We start from the raw sequence: 15,236 nt of genomic DNA, 5'->3' as shown, positions 1-15,236 counted from the left end.
AACTTACTGAGCTGAGAGGACGATAACAATGAAGCACAAAGGACACCTGGCCGGCATGCTGGTCGCGGCATCGTTGCTGACCGGATGCGGCACCGTGGTGCGTTCGCTGCCGCTGCCGCCAGCGGCGACCGCAGCGGACGCGAGCGGCGTCGCGATCTATTTCGGGGCGCAGCCGCATCCGGACGTGAAGACCAGCATCGGTCCGCGTTCGGAGTCCGTGCGCGTCCAGCGCGGCACGCAAACCGAGCAGCCGACGTGCGAGCAGGCGCTGAGCGAGGCATTGAATCGCCTTCGCACGTATGCGAAGAATCATGGCGGGAACGCGGTCATCAATGTGACGACGCGTTTTCATGACAAGCGTTCGAACTCGACGACCGAATTCACGTGCGGCGTGAGCGGCAGCGCCGGCGCGATCGCCGTATCGGGCGACGTCGTGCAACTGAACGCACAATAACGGGGTCCACGTGAAATATCGCATTGCAACGGCACTACTCGCCATGACGTTCGCGGCCTCGACCGCATACGCACGGGACACGATCCGCGACTATCCGATCGAGAGCGCGTTGAAGAGCGACGAAGGCAAGCTCGATGACGGCGTCGCGCTGTATTTCGGCGATCAGGCGCATCCGCGCGTGCTGAAGTCGTACGGTTCGTTCGCGACCAACAAGAAGACCAACGCGTTCGGCAAGAGCGACGACGCGGCGTGCCAGCACGTGTTCCTGTCGGCCGTGATCGAACTCCAGGCGCGCGCGCGAAAGGAAGGCGGCAATGCCGTGATCGGCATCAAGAGCAACTATCGCAACGTGTTGCGCTCGAGCGCGACCGAGTACACGTGCGGCGCCGGTGCGGTCGTGGCCGGCGCGGCACTGACGGGCGAGGTCGTGACGTTGAAGCCGTAACCGGCACGCGGCAGGAAGGGGCCGCCGAACGGCGGCCTTGCTCAGACAGGCTTGCGTGCAGCCACGTTGACCAGCGTCTCGCGGCGCTTGCCCGGCTTCGGTGCGTACAGGCCGATGCGCTCGAGCAGCCCGAAGTCTTTCGCGCGGCTCCACCACAGATACGGAAACGACACGTTGCGGGATTCGAATGCAAACCCGGCGTCGCGAAGCATGGCGAGGTAGCCGTCGGCGCTTTTCTGAACCTCCATCGGATGACGGAACAGTAGCCGGATGACCCAGGACTTGATGTACGCGTCGGTCGATTCTGCGAACAGCAGCAGCCCGCCGGGTTTCAGCACCCGGAGAAACTCGCTCAGCGCGGGCTCCTGATCGACGAGATGGTGAAAGGTTTGATGGCAGAAGACGATGTCGACGCTCGAATCGGCGACCGGAATCCGCGTGCAGTCGGCATGGTGCAGCTCGACAGGCGTCGCGCAGCGGCCGGCTTCGGCCGCCGCATGTTCGAGCGATTCGCGGTGGCAATCGATGCCGATGATCCTGGCGGGCGAGAATGCGTCGGACAGCAGGCGGAACGACTTGCCCTGGCCGCAGCCGGCATCGACGATGACGGGCGTAACCGGCAGCGGTGCCGAGATGAGCCGCTTCAGATCGTCGATGGCAACCCTGAGCACATGATGCTCCCACGTATGCGTGCGAAGAAACCAGATGCCGAAGCGGGTTTCGGGAACATAGGCGGGAGCGTGCGTGCGGTAAGACGTCATGGGTCTCTCGTCGGAATCTTGGATTTGTTGAGCGCCTATTGTAGTTTGCAACGCCGGATCATGGCGTGAGAAACATAAGATACCCAATCAATTGAAATGAGTTGGCCAGCATGAACCATATGAAACCGAATTCCGCCGACGTTGCGATCATCGGGGCCGGGCCCTCCGGTGCCGTCGCCGCGGCGCTGCTGTGCAAGGCCGGCCGCTCGGTACTGGTGCTCGAACGCCAGCATTTTCCGCGTTTCTCGATCGGCGAAAGCCTGTTGCCGCAGAGCATGCAGTATCTCGAGGAGGCGGGCATGCTGCAGGCCGTCGTCGAAGCCGGCTTCCAGTTCAAGAACGGTGCGTATTTCGTGTACCGCGACAGAATGTCGTCGTTCGATTTCCGCGAGAAGTTTTCCGACGGCTGGGGGACCGCATATCAGGTCGAGCGCGCAGCGTTCGACGATCTGCTGATTCGCCGCGCGGCCGAGCAGGGCGCGGACGTGCGGTTCGGCCATACCGTGCGTGCGTTCGAGCCCGGCGATACGCCGCGGCTCGACGTCGCCGACGAAGCCGGCAACGAATATTCCGTTCATGCGTCGTTCGTGCTCGATGCGAGCGGGTTCGGGCGCGTGCTGCCGCGATTGCTGGGGCTAGAGGCGCCGACCGGCCTGCCGACCCGCGCGGCCATCTTTTCGCACGTCGCAGACGGCCTGCCGGCCGGTTCGACCGATCGCGACAAGATCTGCATCGCGGTCCACCCGGAACGGCGCGACGTGTGGTTCTGGATGATTCCGCTGACGAACGGCCGCTCGTCGGTCGGTTGCGTGGCGGATGCCGGCTTTCTCGACGTGCCGGAATCCCGGCAGGAATCGTTGTTGCGTGAATTGCTGCAGAGCGAGCCCACACTGTCGCGATTGGTGGGAAGCAAGCCGTTCGTGATGCCGGTGCGGCGCATCTCCGGCTATGCGTCGAACGTCGAGCGTTTGCATGGCCCCGGCTATGCACTGCTCGGAAACGCGGGCGAATTCCTCGACCCGATCTTTTCGTCGGGCGTGACGATCGCGATGCGCTCGGCGCATCTGGCGGTTGCCGCGCTCGAACGCCAGTTGCGCGGCGAGACGGTCGACTGGGCGCGCGACTACGACATCGCGCTGCGCAAGGGTATCGACACGTTCCGCGCGTTCGTCGAGCGCTGGTACTCGGGGGCGTTGCAGGACATCGTGTTCCATGAGGACAAGGCGTCCGACGTGAAGGACATGATCTGCTCGATCCTGGCCGGCTACGCGTGGGACGAGACGAATCCTTTCGTACGGGAACCGGCACGAGGGCTCGACGTGCTCGCTGAATTCTGTCGTTCCTCCAGCCTCGGCTGATTCGCCCGAGCGGCATGTGCGACACGGGGCGATGCGGACGGCGCGGGACGTCCCGGCTGTCCGATTCGCCCGTCGTCATTTGCGCCGGCGCCGTGCCGGCGCGAAGGTCGCGGCGATCTTGACCATGTTGGCGCGCGCGCCGAGCGATGTTCCGCTCGGCGCACCGTGCCGCCTGCCGATGACTCAGCTACCCTGCAGCCGGATATCGCGCGACGACGCACCGACATACACCGTCCCGCCCGGCACGAACTTCCAGCCGTTGCGCGACGTGTCCCACACGCTCTGCATCCGCGGCGACACCGTCACGCGCACGTGCCGCGCTTCGCCCGGGTTCAACCGGATCTTCTCCCAGCCGACCAGCCGTTTCGGCGGTTCGTCCTTGTACGGCACGCCGAGATAGACCTGCGGCGTTTCCGCGCCGGCGACGCGGCCGTCGTTGCGCACGGTGAACGCGACGCTCAGCGAGCCGTCACGCTGACGCGATACCGACAATCCCGAATACGCGAAGTGCGTGTACGACAGCCCGTAGCCGAACTCGAACATCGGCTTGATGTTGTGCGCGTCGTACCAGCGATAGCCCATGTTGAGCTTCTCCGCATAGACCGGATCGTTTTCGAACGCGCCGTTTTGCCCCCAGGTCGGCGTGTCCTGATCGCGCGCCGGGAACGTGACGGGCAACTTGCCGGACGGATTCACGGCGCCGAACAGCACGTTCGCGATCGCCTTGCCGCCGCCTTCGCCCGGATACCACGCCTCGACGATCGCCGACACGCTGTCCTTCCACGGCATCAGCACCGGATTGCCGCTCTGGACGACGACGATCGTGTGCGGGTTCGCACGCGCGACTGCTTCGACGAGCGCATCCTGGTTCGACGGATTCGCGAGGCTCAGGCTTTGCAGATCGCCGAAGTCCTCGCCGGCCGGCTGCGCGACCACGACGATCGCGACGTCCGAGCGGCCCGCGAGCGCCGCGGCCTGGTCGATTTCCTGCTGCGTGTACGCGCGGAACGGCGACTGCTGGTCGCTGTTGCCCGCGAACGTCACCTGGGCCGCCGGCGCGAGCGCGCGGATCGCCGCGACGATCGGCACGTCGACCTTGAGCCACGGATTGCGCCACCAGCTGCAGCCCGTCGACGATCCGAACGTCAGGCCGCCGCAGCCGGCGAACGAACCGCTGACCGGGTCGCGCGTGTTGCCCGAGCCGCCGCCGGACAGCACGGCCGTGTCCGCATGGCCGCCGATCACGGCGATGCGCGACAGCGCGGACGCCGCGAGCGGCAACTGGTTGCCGTCGTTCTTCAGAAGTACGATCGACTGCTCGGCGACGCTCTGCGCGAACCGGTTGCCGGCCGCGAAATCGATCGTGCCGCCCCCCTTCGCAGGGTCGTCCATCACGCCGACGCGGATCATCACCGCGAGCTTGCGGCGCACCATGTCGTCGAGCCGGCCGGTCGACACCGAGCCGTTCGCGATCGCCTGTTTGACCGCGGCCGGCGTCAGGTAGACGGTCGAGCCGACGTCCTCTTCCTCGTCGAGCCCGGCGTTGATCGCGGCGGCGGTGCTGTGCGTCGCTCCCCAGTCGGACTGCACCTGGCCCTGGAAGCCCCATTCGTTCTTCAGCACGTCGTTCAGCAGGTGACTGTTCTCGCATGCGTACGTGCCGTTCAGGCGGTTGTAGCTGCACATCACGCTGCCGGGCTGCCCGCGCTTCGCGGCGATCTCGAACGGCAGCAGGTAGAGCTCGCGCAGCGTACGCTCGTCGATCTGCGTGTTGCCGCCCATCCGGCCGTGTTCCTGCTCGTTGCCCGCATAGTGCTTGATGGTCGCGATGACCTTCTGCCGCTGCGTGGCAAGCGTGCGCTCCGCGAGCAGGTCGCCGGCGAGCAGCGGATCTTCGCCGAGATACTCGAACAGCCGGCCGCCGCGCGGCTCGCGAGCGAGGTTCGTGCCGCCGCCCAATCCCATGCCGAATCCTTGCGCGCGCAACTGAATCGCGACCTGCTTGCCGTAGTCGTACGACAGGCGGCGATCCCAGCTCGCGGCCACAGCGATCGTCGCAGGGAAGGTGGTGCTGGGCTGAGACGTGCTGCCGGATCCCGTCGCCGAGTCGACCATGTTCAGATCGGGAATGCCGAGCCGCGGCACGCCCTGGATGTAGCCGGCACCGCCGCCCGGCACCTTAGACATTTCGTATTGCGAATGGATGAACTGAAGCTTCTCGTCGAGCGTCATCTTGCGCACGAGCAGGTCGGCGCGCCGTTGCGCGGCGGATGACGCGAATGCGTCGGCGGCGTCGCCGCGTGAATCGAAATCGGCGTTCGCTGCATAGACGCTGGTGCAGAGGGTCGCTGCCAGCACGGCGGCCGGCCAGAGTGTGTCCCGCATGTTGCTCTCCATGATCGTATTGCCGGTTGTTCGAATGTTCTCTGGAGCTGCGCACGTCCGGTGGATTCGCACCGGACGCATTCGGCTGGCGATGCTGGTTGGTTGCGCGTCGGCATGCCAGGCGGGCGGGGAATCGTTACGGCCGGTTGGGCCCCGGTCGAGTCATGCGGACGGCGACGCGGACCGTCCGACACTGCCGAATCGGATGTAGCGATTCTCTGCAGCGACCAATCGTACGAATGTAGTTTGACTACAGCATCGGTGTTTATACCGATACGTACGATCTTTCTTCGATCGAACGGCGGCGGCGCGAGCACAAGCGGTCATCGCTGCCGGTTGCTGCGGTGCGGGGGGGTAAGAAGTACCTGGCGCGCGTGCTTGGGGCGCATACAGCTTGATGTGCCGCAAGAGAAGGCTCGTTGCAGGCGCATCGAATCGAAAGTCGGCAGATTCCGACCGCCGAATCGTTGCGGTGCGGTGTGCTGCTACGCTAGCCGCGCCGTGCGGCGGGGTTGCCCGGCAGTGGAACGCCCGCGCGATAGACGACGATCGCGAGCGCGGTTGCGACCGCGGCCTCGGCCGTCAGCACGGCGGCCGCGGCGCCCAATTCGGCGAAGTACTTCGCGAGCACCGGGACGAGCACGATGTTGAGGATTCCGGATGACATGAGGATGCGCGTAAATGCGGCTTTCATCCCGAGTGGCAACATCGTCTGAACGCCGAACAGGTCGGTCATGCCGGCCATGAATGGAATGAACGCCATCCAGCGCAGCACGTGGACCGTCGGTTCGTATGACGGTCCATAGAGCATTCGAACGGCGAGCGGTGCGCCGAAGAAGATCACGAGCGAGATGCCGAGCACCATTGCGATCTGCACGGCGAATAGCTTGCGCAGGAACGAAAACGCGTCGGTGCGCGCGTGCCGCATCAGATAGCTGATGCGCGGATAGGTCGCGGCCTTCAACGGCTGCAGCATGCTGAGCGCCGCGCGGATCAGCTTGTCACCGGCGGCGAAGTATCCGGCCGCGACATTGCCGGAGACGAAGCCGAGCAGTACGGTATTGGTCGACGCATAGAACGCGATCGATGTCGAAGCGAGAAACACCTGCCAGCCGCCTTTCAGCGATTCGGCGATGTCGGCGGCGCCGACGCGCACGAAGTCAACTTCCCGGTTGAAGTACAGGTACGCGGCCAGCGCGATCGCGGACAGCGTGGGCACCGCCGCGTTGACGATCATCGCGCGATCGATGTCGGCCGGGCTGTGCACGAGCGCGAACATGGCCGGCAGGCTCAGGATGCGGCCGATGAACAGGATCACGCTGAGCGCGCGCAGCTTTTCCATCCCCTGGAAATACCAGCCCGGCGTGAATGCCACGCCGGCGACCATTCCGAAACCGATCAGCAGCAGGTCGCGGTCTTCGCTGAAGCGCTCGACCGCGAAGATCAGCACGACGAGCACGATGAAGCAGATTACCGCAATGCCGATCTGCGCGTACAGCGTCGCCCAGAAGATGCGCGAGCGTTCGGCGCGGTTGTCGCGAGCGAGTGCGATGCGTGGCGTGGCGGTCAGGTCGAAGCTGTAGCTTGTGCAGTTGGTGAGATACGCGATAACGGCAAGCGAGAACGCGAGCTGCCCGTAGCCTTCGGGACCGAGTGCGTGCGTCAGCAGCGGTGCGATCAGGAGCGGCACCGCGTACATCGAAATCTGCAACGTCAGCAGCAGCAGGAAGTTCTTCTTGAGGTTTGACATTCGCTCGGTCGGCGCCGTGGGTGTCGCAGCGCGGCGGCATGGGGCCGCGCTGCGCGCGTGCATCCGGTCGGCGCTGAGCCGGCTGCATGGATTCGCGGCTCGTTCCCGCTGGCGCCGGTTTCGTCCGGCGTCGCCGGACACGGCCACATCGTATGGCGGCCATGATACGGGCCGCACTGGACGACTATGTTCGCGAGCCTACCGTTCGAGGATTCCGTTTTTGCGCGTGGCATGAATCGCTACACGGCGTGCGACGTTGAATGTATTTGTAAGCTGGCGCACCGAAGGAAGCTCGAACCGGGTGCTCTAATCGAGCGCACTGTTTTGGTTCACGACGGAAACCGCCTGACGACCTCGAGCATGCAGCGCTGGTCCCCGCGAGCAACGGGAGTAGGGACAACGCATGGAACAGGTCGCCCGGGCCGCGCAGGGGCGTGGCTTGGGACGCTGCCGCGTGACGGTGCGTTCTTCGTCCAGCAATCGCACGATCGTGGCATTGCCCATTCCGGTGGAGCCGCCGGGCCGCGTGTTCACGTCCGATAAAAATACCGATCCGAGGAGTACCGATTGAAGCCGATCACGTTCGGCAGCTGCGTGGGGTGGCTGCACGAAGGACAGACGACACAAGGCGTGATCCTGTGCGAGTCGTTGGGCCACGAGGCATCGTGGACGCACAAGATCATCCGGGCGGTGGCGGAGCGCCTGGCCCGCGACGGCGTCACGGTGTTGCGGTTCAACTATCCGTGCACTGGCGATTCCGCGGGCGACGATCGCGACGCCAATCGGTATGCCGCCACCATCGACAGCATTCACGACGCAATCAACATGCTGCGTGACCAGGTCGGTGTCGCGTCGCTGACGCTCGTCGGAATCCGCGCGGGCGCGCTGTTCGCGATGCTCGCCGCAACGGGCGACGGCAGGCGCGCGTCGCCGCGTGTCGACGCTTTCGCGGCACTCGCACCCGTCGTGCGCGGGCGCGCATATCTCCGCGAGCTGTCGTTCGTGCACCGCCAGTGGCTCGACATCACGTCGCCGGCGATTCGCGCCGCACATCGCGACGAACCGTGCATGAACGTGCTCGGACACCGCTTTCCCGACGACTTCGTCGATGCATTGAAGGCGGTCGATCTATGCGACGTCGTGTGCGATGCACCGACGTTGCCCGGCGCGATGCTGCTGGTCGATCCCGATCAGGGGGACGGACCTGCGTTGCGTGATGCACTGCTCGCGCGCGGCGTCGACGTAGCGATCGAGCCGTTCCGCGAATGGCCGACGACGATGCTGGATGGTACGCGCTCGCGCCTGCCGCTCGCGGCGATCGACACGCTCGCGAACTGGATCGCCGAACGGGCGCCGCGTGCGTCCGCCGGCATCGAACCGGCGGGGCCGCCGTGTCGGTCATGGAATGGCGAATCGGCTGTCGCGCTCGACATGACGGACATGACCGAGCAGGTTGTCGCGGTCGGACCGGATCGGCTGGTCGGTGTGCTGTGCCGTCCCGCCGATACGGGGCCGGCGAATCCCGCCGCGCCGGCGCTCGTGATCGCGAATACGTCGACGAATCCGCGTAGCGGAGAAGGGCGCTTCAGCGTGCGCCTCGCGCGGACGCTCGCACGCGCCGGCGTCACGACGCTGCGGATCGACGTGAACGGCGTCGGCGACAGCGGGGCCGCCGCGCCCGACGACCAGTCGGGCCTCGTGTATTCGACTCAGTCGAGCGACGACGTGGCGGCCGCCGCGGATTGGCTACGTGCGCTTGGCTACCCGGAAGTGGCCGCGGCCGGGATTTGTTCGGGCGCGTATGCGGCGTTGCATGCGGCGGTGAAGACGCCGTCGCTCGGCGGCGTGATCGCGATCAATCTGGCGCGCTTCGTGTGGCCGGCCGGGCTCTCGCTGGAGGCGGTTCAGAAGCAGCGGAACAACTCGGTGCGCGGCTACTGGCTGTCGGTGCGCGACTGGCAGAAATGGAAGCGCCTCGTGCGCGAACGGCGCGACTTGCGGCCGATCGTGCGGGCCGTCGCCGCCAATGCGATCGCACGCGTCAGCGTGCCGGTGAAGGAGGCGGCTGCGCGCCTCGGCTGGAAGCCGCGCGTCGGCACGCCGCGCGGCGTGATGCAGGTGCTGGCGCAGCGCAATGTGCGCACGACGCTGGTGTACGGCGCGCTCGATCCCGGTATCGATGACGTGCGACGCCACTTCGGTGCGATCGAGCGCGCGTTCCGACGTTCGCGCCACGTGCGGCTGCATCTGGAGCCGCAGGTCGATCACGCGGTATACGGCGCGCTCGGCACGGACATCGTGATCGCGCTGTGCATGCAGGCGCTCGGCCGAGACTCGGCGAGACCGGTCGTGCGCGTCGCCGATCCCGCCGCGCCTGAAGCGGCGGCCGGATCGTACGCGAACGTGTCGGTCGGCAGGCCATGATGTGTGCCGTGCCGCACGCGTTGTACGTACCGGCGCGTTGGGGCGGGATCGCGACGTCGTATGAAGATCGGCGTTCGGTGGGGTCGCTCACAGACGCGGCGTTCGCCGTGGTGTCCAATCCGCTATCGATGCATGCATGGTCATGCCGCGGCATGACCGGCTCGAATGTGTCAGTTTGGAGTGCCCGGCTCCGCATACTGCGATTTTTCGTAGGGTGATGCGTACAACGTGTCGTTTCGCCATACGTCGTAGTCAGCCGGCGGAAGGGTCGCCTGCGCGCGATGCGGACGCGTTGGCACGAGCGGCCGGCGCAGTGTGCTGCGGGCGCGCGCCCCGGGTTGCGCGGCGGCGCTCGACGCGGGGCCCGCGAACGCGGTCGCCGCAGGTTCAGCTGCTGCGCTTGCGGTGGCGGCTTGCGCCGAACGTTGCGGCGGCACCGTCGCAACGTTCGGCGAAGACGCAAAAGACGGCGTGTCGGCGGGTGCGCGGGACAGCGTCTGTGCACCGGCGGCACACATGAAGCCGGCAGATGCGATGAAGACGAATGATGGAAGCGACGAAGAGAAGTTCATGACGAATCGTACGGAGTGACGTGCGGTGAAGAGGGCGGTGCGGCAATCCATTGGGAGCCGCGCTGGGCAAGCGTAATGCCGGAATTCGCCGCGTTCGGCGGGTTACCGCACAGTTTTGGAAGGGCACCATGTCAATCACCACGCAACCGGAATCGACGCTCGCGACGCCGACGCCACGCAGGGCCGCTGCCCGCGCATGGTGGCTGTCGCGCATGGCGATCTCGGCGGCCGCGTGCGCCCTGAGCGCCTGCGTGTTGTCGCCGGGCATGACCTACCGTTCACCGGCCGAGCGCGACGCGTATGCACGCGTGGCCGCTGACGCATCGGGATCGGGTGGCCTTGACGGCGTGCAGAACGTGTCGAGCGAGGACCTAATCGAAATCACGCCGGCATTCGTCGCGCAGCACCATGCGGGGCGGCCGGCCGACGTCGATGCGGAAATTCGCCAGCTGTTCGGCAAGCCTATGCCGTACACGATCGGCCCCGGCGACGTGCTGAGCATCGTTGTATGGGACCACCCCGAATTGAACCTGCCGACGACGCAGACGATCGGTGGCGGCGACGGCGTCGGCGCCAGCTCCGTCGCGACGGGCTACACGGTCGATGCGAACGGCAACGTGCAGTTCGCGTATGCGGGCCTCGTGCACGTCGCCGGATTGACCGAGGCGCAGGCGCGCGCGCTGCTGATGAAGCGGCTCGGTGAATACGTGCGCAAGCCGCAGCTCGCGCTTCGTGTGCAGAGCTATCGCAGCAAGCGCGTCTATCTCGACGGCGAGGTGCGCACGCCCGGTCTGCAGATCGTCAACGACATGCCGATGACGCTGCCCGAGGCGATCGACCGTGCGGGCGGCTTCACCGCGACGGCGGATCGCTCGCGGGTTTCGGTGACGCGCGGCGACAAGACCGTGAACGTGAGCCTGCCGGCGCTGATCGCGGCGGGCGTGAATCCGTCGAACATTCTGCTGCGCGACGGCGATCTCGTGCGCGTGCGCGCGGCGAGCGATGCGAAGGTGTTCGTGCTCGGCGAGGTATCGCGGCCCGCGACGCTGACGTTGACCGACGGCCGGATGAGCCTCGGCGAAGCGCTCGGCGACACGGGCGGCGTGAGTCAGTACACGTCGGACGCGCGCCAGGTATTCGTCGTGCGTCGCGGGCCAGACAACCGTCCGCGGGTGTACCACCTCGACGGCAGCTCGCCTGCATCGTTCGCGCTTGCCGATCAGTTTCCGCTCGAGCGGCGCGACGTCGTGTTCGTCGATGCGTCGTCGCTGGTGCGCTGGAGCCGCGTCGTGAACCTGCTGATTCCATCGTCCGCGCAAGGTGCGCTGACGGCGAAGGCCATTTCGCCGTGACGCTCGCGGCGAATTTCGTGACCGCGACTGCGCGTCGCGCCATACGGGACTGATGCTGTATGAACACTTCGACCCTGCCTGACCCGAAAAGCGGGCGCATTCTGCGGCCGTCCTATCCGGTGCGTCGCTACTGGAGCATGCTGTATGGCGGCCGCCGCCTGATCTTCTGCACCGCGCTCGCCGGCGCGTTCGCCGGCGGCCTGTATGCGCTGTGCGCGCCGCCGGTCTACCGCTCCGACATCCTGTTCCAGGTCGAGCAAAGCCAGACCGATTCGAAACAGACATCGCTGCCAGGCGATCCGTCGTCGGTCTTCGATCTGAAGACGGACGCATCGACCGAGATCGAGGTGCTGAAGTCCCGCGCGGTGCTCGACCGCGCGATCGACAGCACCAACCTCGCGCTCGACGCGCGACCGCATTACGTGCCGTTGATCGGCTGGCGGTTCGTGGATGCCGCCGACGGGTTGTCGTCGCCGTTGCCCGGTGGCTACGTGTACGGCACCGAGCGCATCGACGTGCCGACCTTCGACGTGCCGAAACGCCTGCTCGGCAAGCGCTTCGCGCTGACCGTCGGCGATGACGGTGCCTATACGCTGCAGCGCACGGGCCTCTTTGGCCGGAAAGGGCCGGTATGGGAGGGCCGTATCGGCCAGCCGCTGCACATCGAGTCACCTGAAGGGCCGATTGACGTGTTCGTGCGAGACGTGGCCGGCAAGCCCGGCGCGCGCTTCGACCTGACGCGCTACAGCGACGAGGAGGCGACCACGTGGCTGCAGAAGAACGCGCTGATCTCCGAGCGCGGCAAGCAGTCGAACCTGGTCGGCGTGACGCTCGACGGCACCGATCCCGTGCACGACAGTCGCGTGCTGAACGCCATCGGAGACGCGTACCTGGCGCAGAACACGCAGCGCAAATCCGAGGCGGCTGACAAGCTGATTCGCTACATCGATGGCCAGTTGCCGCAACTGAAGGCGCAACTGGAAGCGGCGGAAAACCGCTTCAACGCGTTCCGCGCATCGCATGGGACGGTCAATACGAGCGACGAAGCGCTCGCATTGCGCCAACAGTCGGTCGACATCGAAACGCGGGTGCAGACGCTGCAGCAGCGGCGCGAGGAGCTGATGACGCGTTTCATGCCGAAGCATCCGGCCGTCGTGGCCGTCGATGCGCAGCTTGCCGACGCGCAGCGTTCGCTCGACATGACCCGCAAGCAGATCCAGCAGCTGCCGACCGTCGAGCAGGGCGTGCTGCAGCTGCAGCGCGACGTGGCCGTCGACACCGCGCTGTACACGAACCTGCTCAATACGCGCCAGCAGATGGTCCTCGCGCGTGCCAGCAAGACCGGCACGGTGCGGATAGTGGACACGGCGAAAGTCGCCGAGCAGCCGATCGGCCCGCATCGCGCGGTTGCCGCGGCGAGCCTGCTGATGGTGGGCCTACTGGCCGGCGCGGCGATCGTGATCGCGCGGCAGCGTGTCGTCGGCACGATCGGCGATGCGGAGGAAATCGAATGGGCGACGGGGCTGCCGGTGTTCGCGACGGTCCCGCACAGTGCGGCCGCGGCACCGCGCCTCGACGCAGGCCGGCGCGTCCCGCGCAGGTCGACGGCGCGGGTCGACACGCACGACGCCGCGCTCGAAAGCTTGCGCAATTTTCGCGCGTCGCTGCAATTGTCGATGCCGGCCGCCCCCAATCCCGTCGTGCTGATCTCCGGGCCGACGACCGGTGTCGGCAAGTCGTTCGTGGCCGCGAACATCGCGTCGCTCGTCGGTGCCGCGAAACGGCGGGTACTGCTGATCGACGCGGACTTGCGCAAGGGCTCGCTGCACGACCGGTTCCGCTACAGCCGCGCGGCCGGGCTGTCCGACGTGGTGGCTGGCACCCACACGCTCGACGAGGCAATCAGGCGCGGGGTCGCACCGGGCCTCGATTTCATGGCGATGGGCAACGTCGTTCCCGATCCGGGGCAACTGCTGCTGCAGCCTGCGCTCGCCGAACTGATCGGGCAGGTCGCGTCGCGCTACGACATGGTCGTGCTCGACGCTCCGCCGTTGCTGCCGGTCGCCGATGCGCTGGTGTTGGGGCGTCTGGCCGGCACTGTGTTCCTTGTCGTGCGGAGCGGCGTGACGACGCTGACGGAGCTCGACGAAAGCGCGCGGCGGCTCGAGCACGCGCAGATCGGCGTACGCGGTGTGATTCTCAACGATCACACCGGCGCGCCTGGACGGTACGACTATGGCTACGCGGACACGAATACGCATCAGGCTGCGTCCGGATACGTCGGCGCAATGGCACAGCGGCAACGAGTGGAACGCGCGTCATGAACCGGCGAGCGGGTAGGACAGCGGCGAACACGCGGTGCGGCCGCGCGACGCCACCCTGGATGGCGAGCATGCGCGACCGGGCAGGCGGTTATACGGGCTACTGGTGGGAAGATCCCGCGCGCCTCGTGCTGATGTTCATCTTGCCGCTGTATGGCCTGCTTTCGCTCGACCTGCTAGGTGAGCAGAAATCGATTGCGCGAATCTATTTCGACGGTTACTACGCGTTCGTCGGGGCATTGTTCCTGATGGTGCTGATGGCAGCGGCGTGGCTGGCGACGGCCGAGGCTTGCACGCGGCGCGGGCCGCCTACCGCCGCAGTCGAGTTGTCGCCTCGGGTGCTCGATCTCGTGTTTGCGCTTGCGCTGTTCGGCTATGTGCTGTTGCTGAGTGGCATCCTCTCGCATCCGGCGCTGCTGGTCGCGTTCGTACGAGGCGAAGCGAATGCATACGACATGCTTGAACTGAAGGGGCGCATCACTGGCCTCAGCACGTTCACGCAGGCCACTGCGCCGTTCGTCGTGCTGTATTTCTATGTGTTCAGGACGCCCTTAAAAGGACTGAATCGCTACAAGATCTATTTTGCCGTACTCGCGGTTCTGACGCTGCTGCGCAGCTTCATCTTCGCTGAGCGGCTTGCACTGATCGAGATGGCGATGCCGCTGGCGCTGATGGTCGTGCGGTTTCGGCTCGGCGGCAGATATTCTCGTCTGTTGTCGGTCGGCCCTTATGCGGCGATCCCATTGCTGTTCGGCCTGTTCATCGCGAACGAGTACAACCGGTCGTGGGAAGCCTATTACGTCAACATCTACGACAACCTGTTCGATTTTGCACTCGAACGTCTGGGCCTGTATTACTCGACCGCGTTGAACAACGGTGCGGGCATCGTGAGCGTGCTGGGCTGGAACCAGGGCCACCCGATGTTCACGTTCGACTGGCTTTTGCACTTCCCCGTGATCGGCGCGACGTTGCAGCCGTGGCTCGATTCGGGCGACAGCATCAACCTGTTCCTGAACGGCTACGCCGATCCCGAGTTCAACAACCCGTCGGGAATCTTCGTCCACTTCTACGAGTGGGGCTGGTTCGGCTTGCTCGACGCGATCACGCTCGGATGGGTGGTCGGTCGAAGCTACGCGGGCTGGCGAACCGGTAACGGGTTCTGGTGCTGCGTCCATGCGGTGCTGTTCGTGTCGGTCATGGAAATCATGCGGACGCCGAACCTGTTCAGCGGACGGAATTTCGTGCCGGTCATGCTGTTGATCGTCGTGTTCCGTTGGTTTGCCAGGGAAGCGATATGTGCCGCGTCCGAAACGCGCGTCACGGAGATTGATCCCGTGTTGTCGCGATAGAAGCGGTGGCCGCGCGGTGTGGGGCGTGCCGCGCCGAATCAATGTCATCGATTCCGCTTGATCAT

At 65.9% G+C, this 15,236-nt stretch carries 11 protein-coding genes; 8 read left to right on the top strand and 3 right to left on the bottom strand.

The window, feature by feature from the left end:
* Positions 1–28 precede the first annotated feature (28 nt).
* Together BSE24067_RS16700 and BSE24067_RS16695 are read left to right on the top strand one after the other, a co-directional pair.
* On the top strand, positions 29–454 hold the full coding sequence (locus BSE24067_RS16700) for a signal peptidase (RefSeq protein WP_151063368.1): 426 nt from the start codon (positions 29–31) through the stop codon (positions 452–454).
* A 43-nt stretch (positions 455–497) separates the two neighbouring features.
* On the top strand, positions 498–899 hold the full coding sequence (locus tag BSE24067_RS16695; protein WP_151063367.1) for an excinuclease ABC subunit A: 402 nt from the start codon (positions 498–500) through the stop codon (positions 897–899).
* Positions 900–940: 41 nt separating this feature from the next.
* Here BSE24067_RS16695 and BSE24067_RS16690 read toward each other — a convergent pair whose 3' ends face one another.
* The gene (locus BSE24067_RS16690; protein ID WP_151063366.1) at positions 941–1,660 is read right to left on the bottom strand and encodes a class I SAM-dependent methyltransferase; all 720 of its coding nucleotides are present in this window, start codon (positions 1,658–1,660) and stop codon (positions 941–943) included.
* Positions 1,661–1,770: 110 nt separating this feature from the next.
* Between BSE24067_RS16690 and BSE24067_RS16685 the strand changes: the two genes are divergently transcribed.
* Positions 1,771–3,018 carry an NAD(P)/FAD-dependent oxidoreductase gene (locus BSE24067_RS16685; protein ID WP_151063365.1) on the top strand — a complete coding sequence of 416 codons (1,248 nt, stop codon included), beginning with the start codon at positions 1,771–1,773 and terminating at the stop codon, positions 3,016–3,018.
* 183 nt (positions 3,019–3,201) lie between these two features.
* On the opposite strand, the gene BSE24067_RS16680 is transcribed toward BSE24067_RS16685, so the two are convergent.
* Both BSE24067_RS16680 and BSE24067_RS16675 read right to left on the bottom strand, forming a co-directional pair.
* Complete coding sequence (locus tag BSE24067_RS16680; RefSeq protein ID WP_151063364.1) at positions 3,202–5,403, bottom strand: glycoside hydrolase family 3 C-terminal domain-containing protein; 2,202 nt, start codon at positions 5,401–5,403, stop codon at positions 3,202–3,204.
* Positions 5,404–5,893: 490 nt separating this feature from the next.
* Complete coding sequence (locus BSE24067_RS16675; protein WP_151063363.1) at positions 5,894–7,153, bottom strand: oligosaccharide flippase family protein; 1,260 nt, start codon at positions 7,151–7,153, stop codon at positions 5,894–5,896.
* Positions 7,154–7,556: 403 nt separating this feature from the next.
* On the opposite strand from BSE24067_RS16675, the gene BSE24067_RS16670 reads away from it, so the two are divergent.
* The 5 genes from BSE24067_RS16670 to BSE24067_RS16650 all read left to right on the top strand — a co-directional run bounded on the left by BSE24067_RS16670 (position 7,557) and on the right by BSE24067_RS16650 (position 15,171).
* On the top strand, positions 7,557–7,724 hold the full coding sequence (locus tag BSE24067_RS16670) for a hypothetical protein (RefSeq protein WP_170297430.1): 168 nt from the start codon (positions 7,557–7,559) through the stop codon (positions 7,722–7,724).
* Positions 7,721–9,577: a serine aminopeptidase domain-containing protein gene (locus BSE24067_RS16665; RefSeq protein ID WP_151063362.1), complete on the top strand. Its 1,857-nt coding sequence runs from the start codon at positions 7,721–7,723 to the stop codon at positions 9,575–9,577. Before BSE24067_RS16670 ends, BSE24067_RS16665 begins: the two co-directional genes overlap by 4 nt.
* Before the next feature lie 700 nt (positions 9,578–10,277).
* A complete protein-coding gene (locus BSE24067_RS16660) occupies positions 10,278–11,501 on the top strand; it encodes a polysaccharide biosynthesis/export family protein (RefSeq protein ID WP_151063361.1) in 1,224 nt (407 codons plus the stop codon).
* Between the two features lie 59 nt (positions 11,502–11,560).
* The gene (locus tag BSE24067_RS16655) at positions 11,561–13,825 is read left to right on the top strand and encodes a polysaccharide biosynthesis tyrosine autokinase (RefSeq protein WP_151063360.1); all 2,265 of its coding nucleotides are present in this window, start codon (positions 11,561–11,563) and stop codon (positions 13,823–13,825) included.
* Positions 13,826–13,893: 68 nt separating this feature from the next.
* Positions 13,894–15,171 (top strand): oligosaccharide repeat unit polymerase, encoded by a 1,278-nt coding sequence (locus tag BSE24067_RS16650; RefSeq protein WP_244130441.1) that lies wholly within the window; start codon positions 13,894–13,896, stop codon positions 15,169–15,171.
* Positions 15,172–15,236 lie beyond the last annotated feature (65 nt).

Source organism: Burkholderia latens (genome assembly GCF_902499045.1).
GTDB classification, from domain to species: Bacteria; Pseudomonadota; Gammaproteobacteria; order Burkholderiales; family Burkholderiaceae; genus Burkholderia; species Burkholderia latens.
This window is presented reverse-complemented; position numbering and strand designations above follow the sequence as displayed.

Bases quoted from the DNA above. Each gene is read 5' to 3' on its own strand.
- BSE24067_RS16700 (WP_151063368.1), top strand. From the start codon at position 29: ATGAAGCACAAAGGACACCTGGCCGGCATGCTGGTCGCGGCATCGTTG.
- BSE24067_RS16695 (WP_151063367.1), top strand. From the start codon at position 498: ATGACGTTCGCGGCCTCGACCGCATACGCACGGGACACGATCCGCGAC.
- BSE24067_RS16690 (WP_151063366.1), bottom strand. From the start codon at position 1,660: ATGACGTCTTACCGCACGCACGCTCCCGCCTATGTTCCCGAAACCCGC.
- BSE24067_RS16685 (WP_151063365.1), top strand. From the start codon at position 1,771: ATGAACCATATGAAACCGAATTCCGCCGACGTTGCGATCATCGGGGCC.
- BSE24067_RS16680 (WP_151063364.1), bottom strand. From the start codon at position 5,403: ATGCGGGACACACTCTGGCCGGCCGCCGTGCTGGCAGCGACCCTCTGC.
- BSE24067_RS16675 (WP_151063363.1), bottom strand. From the start codon at position 7,153: ATGTCAAACCTCAAGAAGAACTTCCTGCTGCTGCTGACGTTGCAGATT.
- BSE24067_RS16670 (WP_170297430.1), top strand. From the start codon at position 7,557: ATGGAACAGGTCGCCCGGGCCGCGCAGGGGCGTGGCTTGGGACGCTGC.
- BSE24067_RS16660 (WP_151063361.1), top strand. From the start codon at position 10,278: ATGTCAATCACCACGCAACCGGAATCGACGCTCGCGACGCCGACGCCA.
- BSE24067_RS16655 (WP_151063360.1), top strand. From the start codon at position 11,561: ATGAACACTTCGACCCTGCCTGACCCGAAAAGCGGGCGCATTCTGCGG.
- BSE24067_RS16650 (WP_244130441.1), top strand. From the start codon at position 13,894: ATGCGCGACCGGGCAGGCGGTTATACGGGCTACTGGTGGGAAGATCCC.